Here is a 21,583-nt window from a genome sequence, read left to right on the forward strand (position 1 = left end):
CAATATTTAATGGAAATTACTCTTTTATACACCATTCCTCTCCTCAGGAATTACTGTTTCTTCCAGTATCTTCCCCATACCGATAATGCAGAGCACCATATAATACTGCGGGACACGGCAGGGGGAAGAAGGAGCAAGAACGGCAAAGAAATATAGAGGAAGTGTCCTCAGGACAAGGGATTAACTCTACAAACAAAATACCATGTCATCTTTCGCCGAAAAGATCGGGATACGTTTATCGATAAAAAAGCATCGCTAAAATGCACGTTTACTTCCACGGATTTTCTAATAAACCATATGTAAAGTAATAGGACGGCCGTCAGCGAAATAAAAAAAGCAGGGGAGCGACCACAAAATCGCTCCCCTGCTTAAAGTATTCTTCTTCTCTCTTATTAATTAGAAAAATCAGTTACATTCTTACGATTGGCAAAAACACGATCGAATTCCTCTTTGGATCCGACAATGAGTTTGTCAAACTCACGTTGCCCCGTACCGGCAGGAATCAAGTGTCCGCAGATAACGTTTTCTTTCATACCTTCCAACGTATCTACCTTACCATTGATAGCAGCCTCGTTGAGCACTTTTGTCGTCTCTTGGAAAGAAGCGGCCGACATAAAGCTCGATGTTTGCAGGGCTGCACGGGTAATACCTTGCAGAATCTGTTCGGAAGTAGCAGGAATTGCATCGCGCACCTGTATCAACTTCAAGTCTTTCCGTTTCAAAGCCGAATTTTCATCGCGCAATTTACGCGCCGTAACGATCTGTCCGGCTTTCAACGTTTGAGAATCGCCCGGATCGGTAACGACTTTTTTACCCCAAATACGGTCATTTTCGTCCATGAAGTCTCGCTTGTCGACAATCTGTTGTTCCAAGAATCGAGTATCGCCCGGATCGAGAATTTGAACCTTACGCATCATTTGACGAACAATCACCTCGAAGTGCTTATCGTTAATCTTCACACCCTGCATACGGTACACATCTTGAACTTCGTTCACGATATATTCCTGTACAGCCGTAGGACCTTTGATGGCCAAGATATCGGAAGGAGTAACGGCTCCATCGGAAAGCGGAGTTCCGGCACGCACGTAATCGTTCTCTTGTACCAATATTTGTTTGGAAAGAGGAACCAAATATTTCTTCGTCTCACCCGTCTTGGAAACCACAGAGATTTCACGATTACCACGTTTCACTTTCCCGAAGATCACCTCACCGTCGATTTCAGAAACGACAGCCGGATTAGACGGGTTACGTGCTTCGAACAACTCGGTTACACGAGGAAGACCACCGGTAATGTCACCGGCTTTACCGACCGCACGAGGTATCTTAACGAATACATCTCCCGTTTTAATCCTATCGCCGTCTTCAATCATCAAGTGAGCTCCCACAGGCAAAGCATAACTCTTGATTACCTGCCCGGCTTCATCGAGAATTTGTGCCGACGGTACACGGGTACGGTCTTTCGATTCGATAATGATCTTTTCTTTCAAACCAGATTGTTCGTCCGATTCTACACGATAAGTAACACCTTCTTCCACGGCTTCGAAGTTGACTCTACCGCCCACCTCCGAAACAATTACCGCATTGAAGGGGTCCCATTCGCAAATCATATCGCCTTTCTTAACGGTATCGCCGTTATTGAAGAAAAGTTTTGATCCATAGGGAATATTGGCAGTCATGAGCACCATTTTCGTATTCGGGTCGATAATACGCATTTCGGCCAATCGACCTACGACAATCTGTACTCTTGTACCGCTATCGGATACATTTTCTACCGTACGAAGTTCGTCTATCTCCAAAATACCCTCGTAACGAGATGTAACGCTCGATACAGCCGCAATATTCGAAGCGATACCACCGACGTGGAACGTACGCAATGTCAGCTGTGTACCCGGCTCACCGATCGACTGCGCGGCAATTACACCCACAGCCTCGCCTTTTTGAACCATGCGGTTATTAGAAAGGTTACGTCCGTAACATTTAGCACAAACACCTTTCTTCGATTCGCACGTCAGAACCGAACGAATCTCCACCTGTTCGATAGGAGAATCCTCTATCTTCTTGGCAATAACTTCGGTAATTTCTTCACCGGCGTGAACCAATATCTCGTTAGTCAACGGATTCACTACATCGTGAACAGACACACGTCCTAATATTCTTTCACCCAAAGAAGCTACGACCTCCTCGTTATTCTTAATCTCGGTACAAACCAAACCGCGCAATGTACCGCAATCCTCTTCATGGATAATGACATCGTGAGCTACATCGACCAAACGACGGGTCAAATAACCGGCGTCGGCTGTCTTCAATGCCGTATCGGCAAGACCTTTACGAGCACCGTGCGTAGAGATAAAGTATTCCAACACGGAAAGTCCCTCTTTGAAGTTTGCCAAAATAGGGTTCTCGATGATCTGACCGCCTTCTGCTCCCGACTTTTGGGGTTTGGCCATCAAACCACGCATACCCGACAACTGACGAATCTGGTCCTTAGAACCACGAGCTCCCGAATCCAACATCATGAATACCGAATTGAATCCTTGATTGTCGGCAGAAAGTTGCTTCATCAAAATATCGGACAGACGAGAATTTACGTGAGTCCATGTATCGATAATCTGATTATAACGCTCGTTATAAGTGATGAAACCCATGTTGTAGTTGTTCATGATCTGTTCCACCTCGGCGTTACCTTCGGCAACCAAAGTCTCTTTTTCGGGCGGAACGAGCACATCACCCAAATTGAAGGACAAACCTCCCTTGAATGCCATGTAGTAACCCAAGTTCTTGATATCGTCAAGGAACTGAGCCGAACGTGTCACACCGCAAACTTTAATCACCTTACCGATAATATCGCGCAACGATTTCTTAGAAAGGATTTCATTGACATAGCCGATCTCCTGAGGCACATACTGATTAACCAATACACGACCCACCGAAGTATTCTCGACCATGTGCTCGATGATATTACCGTCCTTATCGACATCTTTCACAACGACCGATACCGGAGCGTGCAACGAAACTTTACCTTCGTTGTAAGCGATTTCGGCTTCTTCGGGACCATAGAATTTCAGTCCTTCACCCAACGAACCCGGACGAAGTTTGGTAATATAATACAATCCCAAAACCATATCTTGCGAAGGCACAGTGATAGGTGCGCCATTGGCGGGATTCAAGATATTATGAGCACCCAACATCAACAGTTGAGCTTCAAGAATTGCCTCGTTTCCGAGAGGCAAGTGAACAGCCATCTGGTCACCGTCGAAGTCGGCGTTAAATGCCGTACAAGCGAGCGGATGCAACTGGATAGCCTTACCTTCGATCATTTTGGGCTGGAACGCCTGAATACCCAAACGGTGCAACGTCGGGGCACGGTTCAACAGCACGGGGTGTCCTTTCATCACATGTTCGAGGATATCCCATACCACAGGCTCTTTGCGATCGACGATTTTCTTAGCCGATTTTACCGTCTTAACGATACCACGCTCGATAAGTTTACGGATAATAAACGGTTTATACAATTCGGCCGCCATATTTTTGGGCAGACCGCATTCGTGCATTTTCAATTCGGGACCTACGACGATAACCGAACGCGCAGAATAATCGACACGTTTACCCAACAGGTTTTGGCGGAAACGTCCTTGCTTACCTTTCAAACTATCGGAAAGAGACTTTAACGGACGATTAGCCTCGGTTTTCACTGCGCTAGACTTGCGAGAGTTGTCGAGCAAAGAATCCACAGCCTCCTGCAACATACGTTTTTCATTTCGAAGAATAACCTCAGGAGCCTTGATCTCCATCAATCGTTTCAAACGATTGTTACGGATAATCACCCGACGGTACAAATCGTTCAAATCGGAAGTCGCGAAACGACCGCCATCGAGAGGAACCAACGGACGCAATTCGGGCGGGATAACCGGTATGACTTTCAAAATCATCCATTCGGGCCGGTTCCTACCCTTCGAAGCCCGGAACGACTCAACGACTTGGAGCCGTTTCAAAGCCTCGGTTTTGCGTTGCTGAGAGCCATCGGTGCTGGCACGATGACGCAAATCGTAAGACAGCTCATCGAGATCCAAACGAGAAAGCAGATCGTAGATAGCTTCTGCTCCCATCTTAGCGATAAACTTATTCGGATCGGTATCTTCGAGCATCTGATTTTCACGAGGAAGTGAATCCATGATGTTCAAATATTCCTCTTCGGAAAGCAAATCGTAAGTAGCCAAGTCCGATTGAGGTCCCGGCTGTATGACAATATAACGCTCATAATAGATAACAGCGTCCAATTTCTTGCTGGGCAATCCCAACAAATACCCAATCTTATTGGGTAACGAACGGAAATACCAGATATGAGCTACCGGAACAACGAGCTGTATATGCCCCATGCGTTCGCGGCGCACCTTTTTCTCTGTTACTTCCACACCACATCGGTCGCACACGATACCTTTGTAGCGAATACGTTTATATTTTCCGCAATGACACTCGTAATCTTTTACAGGTCCGAATATACGTTCGCAGAAAAGACCGTCCCGCTCAGGTTTATAGGTACGGTAATTGATGGTTTCGGGTTTCAAGACCTCACCGCTCGAATTTTCCAGAATCTCTTCGGGCGAAGCCAAACCGATCGAAATCTTCGAAAAGTTACTCTTTATTTTGTTATCTTTTCTAAAAGCCATATGTTTTTAATGTATAAAGAGTTATTGGCCGACTGTCACATTTCTGCGACAGTCTGGCCATTGGATTTTATTTATTCTAAGTTGACGCTAAGACCAAGACCTCTCAATTCATGCAATAACACATTCAGAGACTCGGGAATACCGGGTGTCGGCATGGGTTCGCCCTTAACGATTGCCTCATAGGCTTTCGAACGTCCAACCACGTCGTCCGACTTGATCGTCAGGATTTCCTGCAAAACATGAGAAGCACCGAAGGCTTCGAGAGCCCAAACCTCCATTTCTCCGAAACGCTGACCACCGAACTGTGCTTTACCACCCAAAGGCTGTTGCGTAATCAAAGAGTACGGACCGATGGAACGGGCATGCATCTTGTCTTCGACCATGTGACCCAGTTTCAGCATATAGATTACCCCCACCGTAGCCGGCTGGTCGAAACGCTCGCCTGTGCCACCGTCATACAAATAGGTCTTACCATAACGAGGAAGCCCGGCTTTATCGGTCCAAGTATTCAAATCATCAAGGCTCGCCCCGTCGAAAATCGGAGTCGCAAATTTTTCTCCCAACTCGGCTCCAGCCCAACCTAAAACGGTCTCGAAAATCTGTCCCAAGTTCATACGAGAAGGCACACCCAACGGGTTCAAAACGATATCGACCGGAGTTCCGTCGGCCAAGAAAGGCATGTCTTCCTGACGAACGATACGCGAAACGATACCCTTGTTACCGTGACGTCCGGCCATCTTATCGCCCACGCTTATCTTACGCTTCTTGGCAATATACACTTTGGCCATTTGCACGATACCAGAAGGAAGTTCATCTCCGATAGAAATATCGAATTTCTTACGACGCAACTCGGCATCATATTCTTTATACTTCTTCAAATAATTGATGATAGTAGCGCGTATCAATTCGTTCTTAGCGGCATCGGTCGTCCACTTGCTTACCTGTACCGTCGTATAATCGATTTTATTCAGAACAGCCTGAGTGAATTTCGTTCCCTTCGACACGACATCGGTTCCCATGAAATCTTTCACACCCTGAGAAACCTTACCTTGTGTCAAAACAAGCAACTTATCGATGAGAATGGCTTTCAAACCGTTCATCTTTTCTTCATATTCCTCGTCGAGTTTCGGAAGAATGGCTTTGTCGCTGAGTTTCGATTTTTTCTTTTTAATGGCACGAGAGAATAGATTCGTACCGATAACGACACCTTTCAACGAAGGAGTAGCTTTCAAGGAAGCATCTTTCACATCGCCGGCCTTATCACCGAAAATCGCACGAAGCAATTTTTCTTCGGGAGAAGGATCGGATTCTCCTTTCGGAGTAATCTTACCGATCATAATATCTCCGGGATTAACCTGAGCTCCGATACGAATAATACCACGTTCATCGAGGTCTTTCGTAGCATCCTCGCTTACATTGGGAATATCGGAAGTAAGTTCCTCCATACCGCGCTTGGTTTCACGCACTTCCAACGAATATTCATCAACGTGAACCGAAGTAAGAATGTCTTCACGAACGACACGCTCGTTCAACACGATAGCATCCTCGTAGTTATATCCTTTCCACGGCATGAATGCGACTTTGAGGTTACGTCCCAAAGCCAACTCGCCATTCTCGGTGGAATAACCTTCAGTAAGAATATCTCCGGCTTTAACCCGGTCTCCCTTGTGGCAGATAGGACGCAAATCGATAGTCGTACTCTGGTTCGTCTTACGGAACTTGGGTATGATATATTCTTTTACGGAATCTTCAAAACTTACAAATTCTTCATCTTCCGTACGATCGTAGCGAATACGAATCGTAGTGGCATCGACAAACTCGATAACACCATCGCCCTCGGCCGTAATCTGCGTACGAGAATCGCGAATCAACTGCCCCTCGATACCTGTTCCCACAATAGGAGCTTCGGGACGCAATAAAGGAACTGCCTGACGCATCATGTTCGACCCCATCAACGCACGGTTCGCATCATCGTGTTCGAGGAACGGAATCAACGATGCCGCGATAGAAGCTATCTGAGTAGGCGACACGTCCATCAAATTCACCTGATCGGGCGAAACGACGGGGAAATCGGCCTCCAAACGAGATTTTACCCGATTGCGAACAAATGTGCCGTCGTCATTCAACGGAGCATTACCCTGCGCTACCACCAAGTTTTCCTCGGCTTCGGCGGTCAAATACACCACACCCTCGGGCGACAAATCCACTTTCCCATTTTCTACTTTCCGATACGGAGTTTCGATGAAGCCCAGATCGTTAATCTTAGCATATACACAAAGAGACGAGATCAAACCGATATTAGGTCCTTCGGGAGTCTCGATAGGACAAAGACGTCCATAGTGCGTATAGTGCACGTCACGGACCTCGAAACCGGCGCGTTCGCGAGACAAACCGCCGGGACCCAAGGCCGACATACGACGCTTGTGAGTAATTTCGGCCAACGGATTCGTCTGATCCATGAACTGCGACAAAGCGTTCGTCCCGAAGAATGTATTGATAACAGACGATATCGTCTTTGCATTAATCAAGTCGATGGGAGTAAACACCTCGTTATCCCGCACATTCATTCTCTCACGAATGGTACGCGCCATACGAGCCAACCCCACTCCAAACTGATTATATAATTGTTCTCCTACCGTGCGCACACGACGGTTGCTCAAATGGTCTATATCATCGACATCGGTCTTCGAGTTAATCAACTCGATGAGATATTTGATAATTTCGATGATATCCTCTTTCGTAAGCACCTTCACATCGGGCGAGGTAGAAAGATTTAATTTCTTGTTTATTCTATAACGTCCTACTTCTCCCAAATCGTAACGTTTCTCCGAGAAGAAAAGGTTGGTAATCACCTCGCGGGCACTGGCATCATCGGCAGGCTCGGCGTTACGTAATTGGCGATAAATATACAACACGGCTTCTTTTTCCGAGTTGCTGGAATCCTTTTGCAACGTATTGAATATAATCGAGTAATCCGACGTGTTGCTATCCTCTTTATGCAACAAGATATTTTGGACACCCGATTCGATAATATCGGCAATATGCGATTCTTCAAGGACAGTTTCACGAGGAATGACAATCTCGGTACGTTCGATAGAAACGACCTCACCGGTATCCTCGTCTACAAAGTCTTCCACCCAAGCCTTAACGACATTACCCGCCAATCTGCGGCCAATGGCTTTTTTCAAACTTGCTTTGGAGACTTTCAAGTCTTCTGCCAAACCGAATATTTCGAGAATATCCTTATCGGTCTCGAAACCAATCGCACGCAACAAAGTAGTAACGGGCAACTTTTTCTTCCGGTCGATATAGGCATACATCACGTTGTTTATATCAGTGGCAAATTCAATCCAAGAGCCCCTGAACGGAATAATACGTGCCGAATAAAGTTTTGTACCGTTAGCGTGTATACTTTGTCCGAAGAACACGCCCGGAGAACGGTGCAACTGTGAAACGACAACACGTTCGGCCCCATTGATAACAAACGTACCCTTAGCAGTCATATAAGGGATAGGACCTAAATAAACGTCTTGAATTACCGTAGCGAAATCCTCATGATCGGGATCGGTACAATATAATTTCAATTTGGCCTTTAACGGTACGCTGTAAGTCAACCCTCTTTCGAGACATTCTTCAATCGTATATCTCGGCGGATCGATATAATAGTCCAAAAATTCGAGGACAAAGTTATTGCGTGTATCAGCAATGGGGAAATTCTCGGCAAATACCTTGAAAAGTCCTTCGTTTTTTCTTTTTTCAGGCGGGGTGTCGAGTTGCAAAAAGTCTTGAAATGACTTCAACTGAACTTCAAGGAAATCCGGATAAGGAAGCGGATTCTTAATTGAAGCGAAATTTACGCGTGGTTTACCTATTGTAGAAGACATTTATAAAAGGGATTAAGTGAACTTAATTAAAAATATATACACAAAAAGGTTAAGAATCACCGAGTGAGATGATTCTTAACCAAACTCTCTGATTAACAGATGTATTATTTAAGTTCAACTTCTGCTCCAGCTTCTTCCAATTGTTTTTTCAAAGCCTCAGCATCAGCCTTAGCAAGACCTTCTTTGATGTTGTTAGGAGCACCGTCTACAAGGTCTTTTGCTTCTTTCAAGCCAAGTCCGGTGAGTTCTTTCACCAATTTAACGATAGCAAGTTTATTTGCACCAGCAGCTTTCAAAACAACATCGAAAGATGTTTTTTCTTCAGCAGCAGCTCCACCAGCGGCAGGAGCAGCAGCAACAGCAACAGCTGCAGCAGCAGGTTCAATACCATATTCGTCTTTCAAAATTTGAGCAAGTTCGTTTACTTCCTTTACGGTCAAGTTAACTAATTGTTCTGCAAAAGCTTTCAAATCTGCCATTTTTGTATGAATTAAATGTTATTATTCGTAATAATGTTTTTTGTATAAATTTTATCTTTCTGATAGAGTCTGCAATACTCCATGTAAGGTAGAACCACTTGACTGAAGAGCCGATACAACATTCTTTGCAGGAGATTGTAAGAGGGCGATAACCTCAGCAATAAGTTCGTTTTTGCTCTTGATAGCAACAAGTGCATCAAGCTGATCGGCTCCGATATAAAACCCTTCTTCTACATAAGCGGCTTTTAGAACCAAATCTTCAGAAGTCTTTCTAAACTCCTTAATCAGCTTTGCAGGTGCATTGCCAACATTTGCAAAGAACATCGTTGTAGAACCCTTCAAAGAACCATACAAGGGCGAATAATCGGTATCAAGCCCTTCCAGTGCCTTGTGTAACAAAGCGTTCTTAACAACCATCATTTTGATACCTTCTTTGAAACATGCACGACGTAAATTGCTTGTTTTTTCAGCATTCAACGTTGCAGTTTCTGCAAGGTAGAAGCAGCTGTACTCCTTTACAGTTTCTGCTATTTGCGCAATAATAGTGCCTTTATCTTCCTTTCTCATAATTCCTTGTTTTAGATCTCGTCAACTGATTTAGGATCAATCTTGATACCCGGGCTCATTGTACTCGAAAGATAAATACTCTTGATATAAGTACCCTTAGCAGCAGTAGGTTTCAGTTTTATCAATGTCGAAACAAATTCTTTCGCATTATCGCGAATCTGATCGGCAGTAAACGAAATCTTACCTATAGAGGCATGTACTATACCATTCTTATCGACTTTGAAATCGATTTTTCCTTGTTTTACTTCTTTTACAGCTTTAGCGACATCGGGAGTCACAGTTCCGCTCTTAGGATTAGGCATCAAACCACGAGGGCCTAATACACGTCCCAAAGCACCGATCTTACCCATGATAGCAGGCATCGTAATGATTACGTCGATATCGGTCCAACCGCCTTTGATCTTCTCGATATATTCGTCCAATCCTACGTAATCGGCTCCGGCTTCCTTTGCGGCAGCTTCGGCATCGGGAGTACAAAGTACCAACACACGCACTTGTTTACCCGTTCCATGAGGCAACGATACGACACCTCTTACCATTTGATTGGCTTTACGAGGATCAACGCCTAAGCGTACATCAATATCAAGCGATGCATCGAATTTGGTATAAGTAATATCTTTTACCAATTGAGATGCCTCGCCGAGTGAGTAGGCCTTCCCTGCTTCAATCTTTGCTAAAGCTAACTTTTGATTTTTTGTCAGTTTACCCATTTCAATTGAAGTTTATTAGTTATTTACCGGGAATTCCCCTTTTACGGTGATACCCATACTTCTCGCTGTACCAGCAACCATTTTCATCGCCGATTCTACCGTAAAACAGTTCAAATCGACCAATTTGTCCTCGGCGATTACTTTTACCTGTTCCCAAGTAATCTCTCCCACTTTTTTACGGTTAGGCTCCGCAGAACCGCCTTTTACTTTGGCAGCTTCCATAACTTGAATAGCTACGGGAGGAGTCTTAACGACAAAATCGAAAGATTTATCGCTATAATAGGTAATTACGACCGGCAATACTTTACCAGCTTTGTCTTGGGTACGGGCATTGAATTGCTTGCAAAACTCCATGATGTTTATACCCTTAGAACCCAATGCAGGTCCTACGGGAGGAGAGGGGTTTGCTGCACCACCTTTAATCTGTAATTTGATCTGTCCAGCAATTTCTTTAGCCATTGTTTTTAATTTTGATATTATTAAAATACCGAGGGTTCATACAAGCGCGTAACCTCTTGTATTACTCCCGCTCTACTTGCGAATTTTCCAACTCCAACGGAGTCTTGCGACCAAAAATTTTAACCATTACTTTCAGTTTCTTTTTCTCGTTGTTCACCTCCTCGATAATTCCACTAAATCCGTTAAACGGACCATAGTTTACTTTTACCGTTTCACCGACATGATATACAACGGCCGGTTCGTCACCCACCTCCTGCATCTCGTCGACTGCGCCCAACATACGATTAACTTCCGAAGGCCGTAAAGGCTCCGGCTGATTGGATTTTCCGCCCAAAAAGTCAATCACATTCGTTGTATTACGCAAATGATGAACAACCTCACCTACTAAAATGGCTTCGACAAAAACATAACCCGAGTAAAGATTTTTCTCCTTTACCACCTTTTTCCCGTTACGTACGGTGTAAACTTTTTCGGTAGGTATCAAGACCTGAAATACATAATTGCCAAGATCAGTATTCTTGATTTCTGCATCAAGAACTTCTTTGACCTTGTTCTCTTTTCCGCTTATGGCACGCAAAACGTACCAGCCTTTTTTTTCTTCAGACATTGATTTACCTCCCTAATTAAAGACCTCCGTAAATAAGGTGCATGATTTTGTCAATACATTGATCCATTGCAAATATGACTATAGCGATAATAAGGGAAGCAAACATAACCACCACAGCACTATTTGCCAACTCCGACTTGGTAGGCCAAGAAACCTTATGTACCAATTCGTTATAAGAATCTTGGATATCGGCAAGTATTTTCAATTTCTTCATTGTTTCACTAAATTTTGCACGGGTCGAGAGACTCGAACTCCCGACACCTGGTTTTGGAGACCAGTGCTCTACCAACTGAGCTAGACCCGTATAAAATCAGCCCCACAAAGAGGCTGATTTTGTAGTTTCATCAAAACTAACCCTTTATAGAATTAGTCCAAAATATCTGTGATCTGACCAGAACCTACCGTACGGCCACCTTCACGGATTGCAAAGCGCAAACCTTTGTCGCAAGCAACCGGGTTGATAAGTTTCACATTGATAGTAACGTGGTCACCCGGCATTACCATTTCTACACCTTCGGGGAGAGTGATTTCACCCGTTACGTCGAGCGTACGAATGTAGAACTGAGGACGGTAGTGGTTGTGGAAAGGAGTGTGACGACCACCTTCTTCTTTCTTCAAGATATAAACCTGAGCTTTGAATTCAGAGTGAGGTTTAACCTGTCCCGGGTGGCAGATAACCATACCACGTTTGATTTCATTCTTGTCGATACCACGGAGCAACAAACCAACGTTATCACCAGCTTCGCCTTCGTCAAGAATCTTACGGAACATTTCAACACCGGTTACAACCGATTTCTTATCTGCTCCCAAACCGAGGATTTGAACTTCATCACCCACTTTTACGCGACCTGCCTCGATACGACCAGTAGCAACAGTACCACGACCCGTAATAGAGAAGACGTCTTCAACAGGCATCAAGAAAGGTTTATCAACATCGCGCGGAGGCAGAGGAATCCAATTATCGACAGCATCCATCAACTCCATCACTTTCTCTTCCCATTGAGCTTCGCCATTCAATGCGCCCAATGCAGATCCGCGAATAATAGGAGTATTGTCACCGTCATATTCATATGCTGAAAGCAATTCTCTCATTTCCATTTCAACGAGTTCGAGCATCTCTTCATCGTCAACCATATCGCATTTGTTCAAGAACACAACGATACGAGGAACGTTCACCTGACGAGCCAACAAAATATGCTCACGAGTCTGAGGCATAGGACCATCGGTAGCTGCAACTACGATAATAGCACCGTCCATCTGCGCAGCACCAGTTACCATGTTCTTCACATAGTCGGCGTGACCCGGACAGTCTACGTGTGCGTAGTGACGATTTGCAGTTTCATATTCTACGTGAGAGGTATTGATGGTAATACCACGTTCTTTTTCTTCAGGAGCGTTATCGATAGAATCGAAAGAACGCAATTCTGAAAGACCTTTTTTTGCAAGAACCGTAGTGATAGCGGCGGTCAAGGTCGTTTTACCGTGGTCTACGTGACCGATAGTACCAATATTTACGTGTGGTTTGGTACGTTGAAACTGTTCTTTTGCCATAGCTTTGTATTATTTTATAAATGATTAGCTTTCTAAAAACTTGAGCCGATGACGGGACTTGAACCCGTGACCTCTTCCTTACCAAGGAAGTGCTCTACCGCTGAGCTACATTGGCATTCATTCTTGGAGCGGAAGACGAGGCTCAAACTCGCGACCCTCAGCTTGGAAGGCTGATGCTCTATCAACTGAGCTACTTCCGCATTTTTTTGTGGGCAAAGATGGATTCGAACCACCGAAGGCGTAAGCCAGCAGATTTACAGTCTGCCCCATTTGGCCACTCTGGTATTTGCCCTTATATTAGCCTTTACAAGACCTTAAATTTACATCTCACCCCTCTACCACACACATCTTTCCTTTTCAGAAGAATGCACCCGTTTATCAAAGATTGAGTCGGTGAGAAACGGGTGCAAATTTAGGCATTAATTTTAAATTACAAAAATATCAGTACATTTTTTTTACTTTTCACGCATCTTTTCTTTGGTTTTCAGAAGCTGCTTAACGAGAGCCTCGACGGCCATATCGACCGCCTCTTCAAAGGTATCGGCAACCTTGCAGGAAAACATATCCTCATTTCTCGGAACAAGAACCTTAATTCCAGCCTCTTTGTTCTGTGCCGTTTCCGGTTTTACCACTTTCAAAGAAACTTCGACGGCTATAATTCCATCGTAATATTGTTCTAATTTAGAAACTTTTTTCTGAATAAATTTTTCCAACTTTTCTGATGCATCGAAATGAATCGCTTGAATACGGATTTCCATATTTCCTCCTTTTTTATGACTTTCTTTTCGGGAAAGCCTGGTTATAACTTTGTTTTAGTTCTTCAAACGTTATATGTGTATATACCTCGGTTGAAGCTAATGAATGATGTCCGAGCAGTTCCTTGACACTATTGAGAGTTGCCCCGTTATTCAGCATGGCCGACGCGAATGTATGACGCAATACATGCGGACTTCTTTTATCGAGCGAACAAACTTTCGACAAAGACCCATTGACTACCCGATAAACTAACTGCGGATATAACGGTTCCCCATTTTCCCGAACGAAAAAGAAGCCACAATCATCTCCACACGACTCTTTACGAGCCTGCCGATAACCGGCAATCATCTGCGACAATTCCTCTCCGTACGGAATCAGCCTCTGTTTATTCCTTTTTCCCGTCACCTTTATCTCTCCTTCACGCACATCGGTATCCCTCAACCCTATCAATTCGGCTCGGCGCATACCCGTATGATAAAGCATAGCGATAATAAGTTTGTTACGGACCGCCTCGAAACCTTCGCCATACGACACATCGTCGAAAAGCTCATTCATGGAGTCCTGCCGAAGATAAACCGGCATTTTCTTATGTACCTTAGGCAAAGGAATATTTTTCACAGGGCTTTCCTGAATATCCGATTGCACCACAAGATAGCGGTAAAAAGCCCTCAAAGAAGAAATCTTACGGCAAATACTACGAGCCGACATTCCTCCTTCCGACAAAAGAGCCACCCATTCGCGAATACAATCGGAGGTTACCTTTTGCATCTCAATACCATCACACTCGGTTTCAAGGAACTTTTTAAACTGAAACAAATCGTTTCTATATGACAATACGGTATGAGTAGAAAGATTCTTCTCATACCGGATATATTCTAAAAACGATTCGATCGGCATATTCTCGTAGCTTTTAACTTACGCTACGAATATAAAGGAAATTCTTGAAAAATCCAATATTTGCCAACAACAAAAAAATTAATCTTCTATCTGTTGAAGTTTCTGAATGTAGATAGCACGCATCATTTTTTTGCGGTTCGTAACAGATGGTTTTTCAAATGCCTGACGGTTACGCAATTCCTTAACTACACCTGTTTTTTCAAATTTCCGTTTGAATTTTTTCAAAGCCTTCTCGATGTTTTCGCCTTCTTTTACTGGAACTATAATCATAATTATTTAGAAATTAGTTTATTTGTTTCTTTTGAATAAATTGCGGTGCAAAATTATAGATTGTTTTGTGATTAACAAAACTTTCGACCGCTAAAATATACTCGAAAATAAATTTTACACAAAATCGGCACGATTATATCCATCTTTCTATTCCAATATTTTCACAGCCTTTTATCTTCTTATTTTACTAAATATCGTTACCTTTACACACGGTTGATAAATATTTATCGACAATAACTCTAAACATTCAGATTATGAGTAAATCGACATTACCCCGACTCAAAGCCCTGCGTGACGAAATGGGCAAAGCCGGTATTACAGCTTTCATCATACCGGGAACCGACCCGCATCAAAGCGAATACTATGCCAGCCATTGGGCGGCACGAACTTGGATTTCCGGATTCGACGGATCGGCTGGAACTGCGGTCGTCACAACCAATCAAGCCGGATTATGGACCGACTCGCGGTACTTCCTCCAAGCCGCTCAACAACTGGAAGATTCCGGGTTCGAACTTTTTAAAGAAGGACTGCCCGACACTCCCACCATCGAGCAATGGCTACTGACCACTCTACCGCAAGGTGCGACCATTGCCATCGACGGCACACTGTTCGGGGCATCGAAAGCCGCTGCGATGAAACAAAACTTCGAGAGCCACGGCTTCCGATTCGTATCCGATTTCACTCCGTTCGACTCCATTTGGGAAAAACGCCCATCGATTCCCAAAAACGAAGCCTTTATTCACGATGAAAAGTACAGCGGAGAATCCATCTCGGATAAAATGGCCCGAATTATGGAGCAAGTACGCCAAGCAGGAACCGATGCTCTGTTACTGGCAGCATTGGACGAAATTGCTTGGGCATTTAACATACGGGGAACCGACGTAGAATGCAACCCGGTCGTCATTTGCTATGCATACATAGACGACTCCCGGCGTATTCTTTTTATCGACAAAGCCAAAATCAACGATACGGTCTGCCAATACCTGCAAAAAAATAGCGTAGAAATAATGCCCTATGAAAACATTTTCGACTTCGTAGCAGCTCTACCGGCAGAGAAAAAAGTATTCGTAGACACCAACAAAATCAATTACACCTTATTAAATAAGCTGCATGCCATACCCGTATCGGGCCAATCGCCTATCGCTCTACTGAAAAGTATCAAAAACGAGACTCAGCTCGCCGGAACACGCGAGGCAATGATACGCGACGGTGTAGCATTGGTTAGATTCTTCCGTTGGTTAGAAAAAAATATCGACAGCGGCAAAGTAACCGAAATAACAGTTGCCGAGAAACTGCGAGAGTTCCGTTCGCAACAAAGTCTTTATGTAGGAGAAAGTTTCGCCACTATCGCCGGATTCAACGAGCATGGGGCCATTGTCCATTACTCGGCGACACCCGAAAGCAATGCGATCATTTCTCGCAAGGGATTCCTGCTCATCGACTCAGGGGCGCAATATCTCGACGGGACTACCGACATCACTCGCACCGTATCGTTAGGCAATCTGTCCCCTCGCCAAAAGCGGGACTTCACACTGGTAATGAAAGGGCATATCGCTCTCGCCACTTGTCATTATCCACAAGGTACGCGCGGAGCCCAACTCGATGCCCTCGCCCGCCATTTCCTATGGGACGATCACCTCAACTACTTGCACGGGACTGGTCATGGAGTCGGGCATTTCCTCAATGTCCACGAGGGACCGCAAAACATACGCCTCGAAGAAAATCCCACGCCTCTCATGCCGGGCATGATTACCTCTAACGAACCGGGATTATACCGTACCGGCGAATATGGCATACGTTGTGAAAATTTAGTCTTGACAGTGCCCGATTACGAAAATGAATTCGGCATGTTTTACCGGTTCGAGACTCTTACCCTTTTCCCCTTCGATACCGAGGCTCTCGATATTTCTATCATGACCGAGAAAGAAATCGAGTGGCTCAACAGCTATCACGAAATGGTCTATGACCGATTAAGTCCGATGCTCGACGAGGAAGAACAACAATGGTTACACCGCAAAACAACAGCAATTTAATTCAAGATAAAATTATAAACTAATCATGGCACTTATAAAATCAGTACGGGGATTTACCCCGAAAGTCGGTAAAGACTGTTTCCTCGCCGATAATGCAACACTCATCGGCGATACCGTTATCGGCGACGAATGTAGTATCTGGTTCGGAGCCATCTTGCGAGGCGATGTCAATTCTATTCGTATCGGCAACCGGGTTAACATTCAAGACGGATCGGTATTACATACCCTATACGAAAAATCCACCATCGAAATCGGCGACGACGTATCCATCGGACACAATGTTACCATACACGGAGCTACCATACACGACGGAGCCCTCGTAGGCATGGGCTCGGTAATTCTCGACCATGCCGTCGTAGGCGAAGGAGCCATCGTCGCCGCCGGATCGGTCGTGTTGAGCAAGACAGTCATCAAACCGGGTGAGCTTTGGGGCGGAACACCGGCCAAATTCATCAAAATGGTAGACCCCGAACAATCGAAAGAGATCAATCAAAAAATCGCCAAAAACTACCTGATGTATTCCAAGTGGTACGAGGAAGAATAGTCTTTCCGTAATCATCATGCAAAGGGACTGCCGATTAGCAGTCCCTTTGTCTTTTGATAACACGGTACAATGATCGAAATAACCTATGGTTATAACCGATAACCACAAAGAAATCCCATATTCGAAATGAAATCTCTACCTTTGCGTCCGAAAAGGGAAACGACACCCGGAATGAACATATATCGCATTCCGCATTAACTGTGTCAAACGGCAAATTTTCCCCGACTCGATTATAAAAAACAATTTAATTCATTTTGATATGTTCAGCGAAAAACAAGGAAATGTCCTCCACGGTATTCTGTTGATTGTACTTTTTTCATTCTCCGCCTTTTACATTGCAGAATTCCAGTTTATAAAAAATCTATCACTCAGCCCCCTCATTGTAGGCATCATACTGGGTATGCTCTACGCCAACAGCCTGCGTAACCGATTGCCCGAGACATGGGTTCCGGGCATAAAATTCTGCTCGAAACAAGTACTTCGTGCCGGTATCGTCCTCTACGGATTCCGGTTGACCTTCCAAAGCGTTATCGCCATAGGAGCCTCGGCCATACTCATCGACGTGATTATCGTCACCTGCACCATTCTATTGGGGATCTTGGTGGGGAAACTGTTGAAGATGGACAATGACCTCGCCCTGCTCACCGCCACAGGTAGCGCCATCTGTGGAGCCGCTGCTGTTTTGGGTGCAGAACCGGTAGTAAAAAGCGAACCCCATAAAACAGCAGTTGCTGTCTCGACGGTTGTCATTTTCGGCACGCTCTCGATGTTCATTTATCCCATTCTTTACCGAGCCGGAGTATTCGACCTCACACCCGAGCAAATGGGACTCTACACCGGCTCTACCTTACACGAAGTAGCCCACGTGGTAGGGGCGGGTAACGCGATGGGGAAAGAGATTTCCGACTCGGCAATCATCGTAAAAATGATTCGAGTCATGCTCCTTGCCCCGGTTTTACTCATCATGAGTTTTGCCTTAGCCCGCCGAGCCGTAAAAGCAGTCAAAGGAGACAAAAATACAACTGCCACTCAACGAGGAAAAATCACCATTCCCTGGTTCGCATTCGGTTTCCTTGCCATTATCGGATTCAATTCGTTCGATTGGCTTCCCGTTCCAGTAGTAGACGGAATCAATAGCCTCGACACCTTTATGCTCACAATGGCTATGACAGCTTTGGGAGCCGAAACCAATTTCGAAAAATTCAAACAAGCAGGAGCCAAACCATTTCTTTTAGCGGCTATATTGTATATATGGCTGTTGGGAGGAGGTTATCTGCTCGTCAAATGGTTAGCATAAATCATAATCATTTCAAACGACAACGGGCTGAATCATAGATTTACCTCCTCTCCCTGCGGGCATTCCCGGATCTCATCTATGATGAGCAGAAAGAGAGGAGTCTCGACTATGTCATCTCCACCACCAGTATTTTCTAACCCCTCCGTCCTGCGGACACCTCCCCTATATTTTGCGTTGCAAAACACAGAGGAGGGGGTTAACACCGATAGTGTCATACTAAACCCAATTCAATAGAAAATTCGAGGGAGTAGATTTGAATTTTAACGATGAATCTTTTATCGAATACTTCGTTCCTGTTCTCTTTGGAGAGAGGTTAAAAAAGATTTCATAAGATTTTCGATTGAGGGTTTAACCCCTTCGCCCGGCGGGCATTCCCCCTATTCACTTCGCAGCACAAGGGAGAAGGAGAATACCCTCAAAGTTCCAAAGAGATAAAAGGCTGTTCAAAGCGACACTTTCAATCCCCTCCCCCCTACTCTCACAACATCTTAGGACATTTCACATTCCACCTTTATTCTTTGAAAAGTGAGAATATCGATATTTAGAACAACAAATGATTACATATCGCTTTGGAGTGGGAATCTGAAACTCCTCCCCTGCCGTGCCCAGTAGCATTACGGGGTGTTTTGCAACGCAAAATATAGGGGAGGTGGCACGTAGTGACGGAGGGGTTGAAAACGACATCTCATCAGCCGGTTTATATCGGACATATCCCTGCACCCACCGTATTCCACAGCATTACAGGGTGCTGTGTAAGCAGCTGTATAAGTGAGAGACCAAAGGAAAAGAAGTTTCGAGGAAAGAGGTCAAAAAAAGATACATCTACGATTCAGCCCATTGTCGTTTAATATCTCCCCCCAAAAAACATTCTCAACTACTTAATTTTCTTTTTCACATTACCAGAAGAGGCTTTTCCCGGAACCAACTTGGTTCGGGTTCTATTCTTACTCTTTTCCTCTCCTTCCTTCACGACTTTTTTCGGAGCATAAGTCTTCGACTTTCTTCCTTGATGCGGAGCCTCATCGGATTTCTTCACCATCGAATTTTTAGAACGACGATTCGGACGAAGTTCCTCCTGTCCACTGGCAAATCTCTCTCGGCCCCCTCGTTGCTTCTTTTCAGCCTCGGGATTTTCAGCTCCCGATAGTTTCTCTTTACGAGAAGAACCGTAACGGCGCAATTTATACTCCCGCTGTTCCATAGGGATAAAATGCAACGGTTCCCCGTCTATTTTCACTTTATCGCCTTCGGCCACCCGACTACCTAATGTAGCTAACTCTCCGTTGATAGTCACCCGCTCGTCGGCAATCATTTTATCGGCTTCCCGACGGGAACAAAATCCCGAATCACTAATGTACTTATTGACCCGAATATCCGATCGTATCACTTTCTTTGCCATAATCAAAACTCTATATTTTATCCCAACACTATATGCTCAGCCTCTACCGGCTCATTCAAAAACAGGGTCGCTGCCTCAGAAAACTTTCGAGGCGATTCCGTCGTCAGATAGCGGCAACCTCCCCCTTTCGAACAACGACTCTCTATCTCGGGATGCCGTTTCAAGTAATCGTCCAACCTGTCGGTCACCAAAGGACCTTGCAAGACTACCGAAATAGACGAAGGAAGATAGGCCCTAATTTTGTCGAGTAACAACGGATAATGGGTACACCCCAATACTATCGTATCAATTTCATCGGACTGCGACAAAAGTTCGTCGATATATTTCTTAACAAAATAATCGGCTCCCCTCCCTTGTGCTTCGTTGTTCTCCACCAACGGAACCCACATGGGACATGACTGTCCGTATACCACGAATTCGGGATACATCTTCTTTATCTCCAACTCATAGGAGCCCGACTGTATCGTACCCGGTGTAGCCAAAATCCCGATATGCCCCGTACGCGACAGTTCGGAAAGCGACTCGACCGTCGGACGAATAACCCCCAAAACCCGTTTATCGGGAGCGAGACGAGGCAAATCTTTTTGCTGGATACTACGAAGTGCCTTTGCCGAAGCCGTATTGCAAGCCAAAATAACCAAAGAGCATCCCTCGTCGAAAAGATGAAATACAGCCTGCTTAGTAAATTCATATACGATCTCGAACGACCTCGTACCATAAGGAGCCCGCGCATTATCCCCCAAATAGAGATAATCATATCGAGGCAGGCCTTTGCGCACCTGTTCGAGAATAGTAAGACCTCCGTATCCCGAATCGAAAATTCCGATGGGACCTACATTCGTAGGTATTTTTGTCGCATCCATTATTAGAAGTATAAATATGGAAAAAGGATGATAACGTTCTTATCATCCTTTTCGCAACCCCTCGACGAGGGAATAATTATTTCAATCCCAATTTCGCTTTCACCAACGGAGTCACATCTTCACTAGGTGCTCCCTGATAAATAACGATAGGATAAGCCAAATCAAAAATATAAGTAAATTTACCCTCTGCCCCTACCGACTTAATGGCATCCATCAACTTCTGTTGAATAGGAGCAAAAAGAGCTTCTTGTTGTTTTTGAATATCCTGAGATGCCATTTCCCGGAAACTCTCGATACGAGATTGGGAATCTTGAACCTCCTGCATACGACGAGCACGTATCGTCTCGGGAATCGTATCGCCCAATGCCATATACTCTTTATACTTCTTCGTAAACTCTTCTTGAATTTTTACAAACTCATCTTCATATTTCTTATTAATATCTTGAAGAGTTTGCTCGGCGGTTGCCTTCTCTGGCATCAACATAAAAATCTCCTGAGAGTTAACGGTTCCGAATTTAAGGGCTTGTTGCGCTTGTGATACAAAACTCAAAGAGCAAATGCACACTGCGGCGAAAAGAAATTTCTTAATCATACTATAAT

The 21,583-nt window shown here is 44.6% G+C and carries 18 protein-coding genes and 4 tRNA genes; 3 read left to right on the forward strand and 19 right to left on the reverse strand.

The features are described from left to right. Positions 1-392: 392 nt before the first annotated feature. From rpoC to rpsU, 16 genes are all read right to left on the reverse strand, one after another. Positions 393-4,667 (reverse strand): DNA-directed RNA polymerase subunit beta', encoded by a 4,275-nt coding sequence (gene rpoC, locus NBH06_RS12760; RefSeq protein ID WP_250794649.1) that lies wholly within the window; start codon positions 4,665-4,667, stop codon positions 393-395. Positions 4,668-4,738: 71 nt separating this feature from the next. Then, positions 4,739-8,551 carry a DNA-directed RNA polymerase subunit beta gene (gene rpoB, locus NBH06_RS12765; protein WP_008862368.1) on the reverse strand — a complete coding sequence of 1,271 codons (3,813 nt, stop codon included), beginning with the start codon at positions 8,549-8,551 and terminating at the stop codon, positions 4,739-4,741. 104 nt (positions 8,552-8,655) lie between these two features. After that, complete coding sequence (rplL, locus tag NBH06_RS12770) at positions 8,656-9,030, reverse strand: 50S ribosomal protein L7/L12 (protein ID WP_008862369.1); 375 nt, start codon at positions 9,028-9,030, stop codon at positions 8,656-8,658. A gap of 51 nt (positions 9,031-9,081) precedes the next feature. Beyond that, positions 9,082-9,597 (reverse strand): 50S ribosomal protein L10, encoded by a 516-nt coding sequence (rplJ, locus tag NBH06_RS12775; protein ID WP_008862370.1) that lies wholly within the window; start codon positions 9,595-9,597, stop codon positions 9,082-9,084. Between the two features lie 11 nt (positions 9,598-9,608). Beyond that, the gene (gene rplA, locus NBH06_RS12780; protein WP_008862371.1) at positions 9,609-10,307 is read right to left on the reverse strand and encodes a 50S ribosomal protein L1; all 699 of its coding nucleotides are present in this window, start codon (positions 10,305-10,307) and stop codon (positions 9,609-9,611) included. A gap of 15 nt (positions 10,308-10,322) precedes the next feature. Beyond that, positions 10,323-10,766: a 50S ribosomal protein L11 gene (gene rplK, locus NBH06_RS12785; RefSeq protein WP_155013188.1), complete on the reverse strand. Its 444-nt coding sequence runs from the start codon at positions 10,764-10,766 to the stop codon at positions 10,323-10,325. Between the two features lie 61 nt (positions 10,767-10,827). Then, positions 10,828-11,373 (reverse strand): transcription termination/antitermination protein NusG, encoded by a 546-nt coding sequence (nusG, locus tag NBH06_RS12790; RefSeq protein ID WP_008862373.1) that lies wholly within the window; start codon positions 11,371-11,373, stop codon positions 10,828-10,830. A 16-nt stretch (positions 11,374-11,389) separates the two neighbouring features. After that, positions 11,390-11,587 carry a preprotein translocase subunit SecE gene (gene secE / locus NBH06_RS12795; protein ID WP_008862374.1) on the reverse strand — a complete coding sequence of 66 codons (198 nt, stop codon included), beginning with the start codon at positions 11,585-11,587 and terminating at the stop codon, positions 11,390-11,392. Between the two features lie 17 nt (positions 11,588-11,604). Then, a tRNA-Trp gene (locus NBH06_RS12800) sits at positions 11,605-11,677 on the reverse strand. Positions 11,678-11,739: 62 nt separating this feature from the next. Then, positions 11,740-12,924: an elongation factor Tu gene (gene tuf / locus NBH06_RS12805; protein WP_021890943.1), complete on the reverse strand. Its 1,185-nt coding sequence runs from the start codon at positions 12,922-12,924 to the stop codon at positions 11,740-11,742. 43 nt (positions 12,925-12,967) lie between these two features. After that, positions 12,968-13,039, reverse strand: a tRNA-Thr gene (locus NBH06_RS12810). A gap of 9 nt (positions 13,040-13,048) precedes the next feature. Further along, a tRNA-Gly gene (locus NBH06_RS12815) sits at positions 13,049-13,124 on the reverse strand. Positions 13,125-13,133: 9 nt separating this feature from the next. Beyond that, positions 13,134-13,216 (reverse strand) — tRNA-Tyr (locus tag NBH06_RS12820). Positions 13,217-13,379: 163 nt separating this feature from the next. Further along, positions 13,380-13,682: a ribosome hibernation-promoting factor, HPF/YfiA family gene (gene hpf, locus NBH06_RS12825; RefSeq protein WP_008862376.1), complete on the reverse strand. Its 303-nt coding sequence runs from the start codon at positions 13,680-13,682 to the stop codon at positions 13,380-13,382. Between the two features lie 13 nt (positions 13,683-13,695). Continuing rightward, positions 13,696-14,577, reverse strand: a complete 882-nt coding sequence (locus NBH06_RS12830) for a tyrosine-type recombinase/integrase (protein ID WP_250794651.1) — start codon at positions 14,575-14,577, stop codon at positions 13,696-13,698. Between the two features lie 78 nt (positions 14,578-14,655). Then, positions 14,656-14,847: a 30S ribosomal protein S21 gene (rpsU, locus tag NBH06_RS12835; protein ID WP_008862378.1), complete on the reverse strand. Its 192-nt coding sequence runs from the start codon at positions 14,845-14,847 to the stop codon at positions 14,656-14,658. 254 nt (positions 14,848-15,101) lie between these two features. On the opposite strand from rpsU, the gene NBH06_RS12840 reads away from it, so the two are divergent. From NBH06_RS12840 to NBH06_RS12850, 3 genes are all read left to right on the forward strand, one after another. Then, positions 15,102-16,880: an aminopeptidase P family protein gene (locus tag NBH06_RS12840; RefSeq protein ID WP_250794653.1), complete on the forward strand. Its 1,779-nt coding sequence runs from the start codon at positions 15,102-15,104 to the stop codon at positions 16,878-16,880. 25 nt (positions 16,881-16,905) lie between these two features. Beyond that, a complete protein-coding gene (locus NBH06_RS12845; protein ID WP_195330263.1) occupies positions 16,906-17,424 on the forward strand; it encodes a gamma carbonic anhydrase family protein in 519 nt (172 codons plus the stop codon). Between the two features lie 259 nt (positions 17,425-17,683). Then, positions 17,684-18,721: a YeiH family protein gene (locus NBH06_RS12850; protein WP_250794655.1), complete on the forward strand. Its 1,038-nt coding sequence runs from the start codon at positions 17,684-17,686 to the stop codon at positions 18,719-18,721. Between the two features lie 874 nt (positions 18,722-19,595). Here the strand turns inward: NBH06_RS12850 and NBH06_RS12855 are convergent. The 3 genes from NBH06_RS12855 to NBH06_RS12865 all read right to left on the reverse strand — a co-directional run bounded on the left by NBH06_RS12855 (position 19,596) and on the right by NBH06_RS12865 (position 21,575). After that, a complete protein-coding gene (locus NBH06_RS12855) occupies positions 19,596-20,120 on the reverse strand; it encodes a S4 domain-containing protein (RefSeq protein ID WP_229036939.1) in 525 nt (174 codons plus the stop codon). A gap of 17 nt (positions 20,121-20,137) precedes the next feature. Beyond that, a complete protein-coding gene (gene murI, locus NBH06_RS12860; protein WP_250794657.1) occupies positions 20,138-20,983 on the reverse strand; it encodes a glutamate racemase in 846 nt (281 codons plus the stop codon). Between the two features lie 76 nt (positions 20,984-21,059). After that, the gene (locus NBH06_RS12865; RefSeq protein WP_008862384.1) at positions 21,060-21,575 is read right to left on the reverse strand and encodes an OmpH/Skp family outer membrane protein; all 516 of its coding nucleotides are present in this window, start codon (positions 21,573-21,575) and stop codon (positions 21,060-21,062) included. Between the last annotated feature and the right edge of the window lie 8 nt (positions 21,576-21,583).

Source organism: Barnesiella sp. B2-R-119 (assembly GCF_023656675.1).
GTDB classification, from domain to species: domain Bacteria; phylum Bacteroidota; class Bacteroidia; order Bacteroidales; family Barnesiellaceae; genus Barnesiella; species Barnesiella intestinihominis.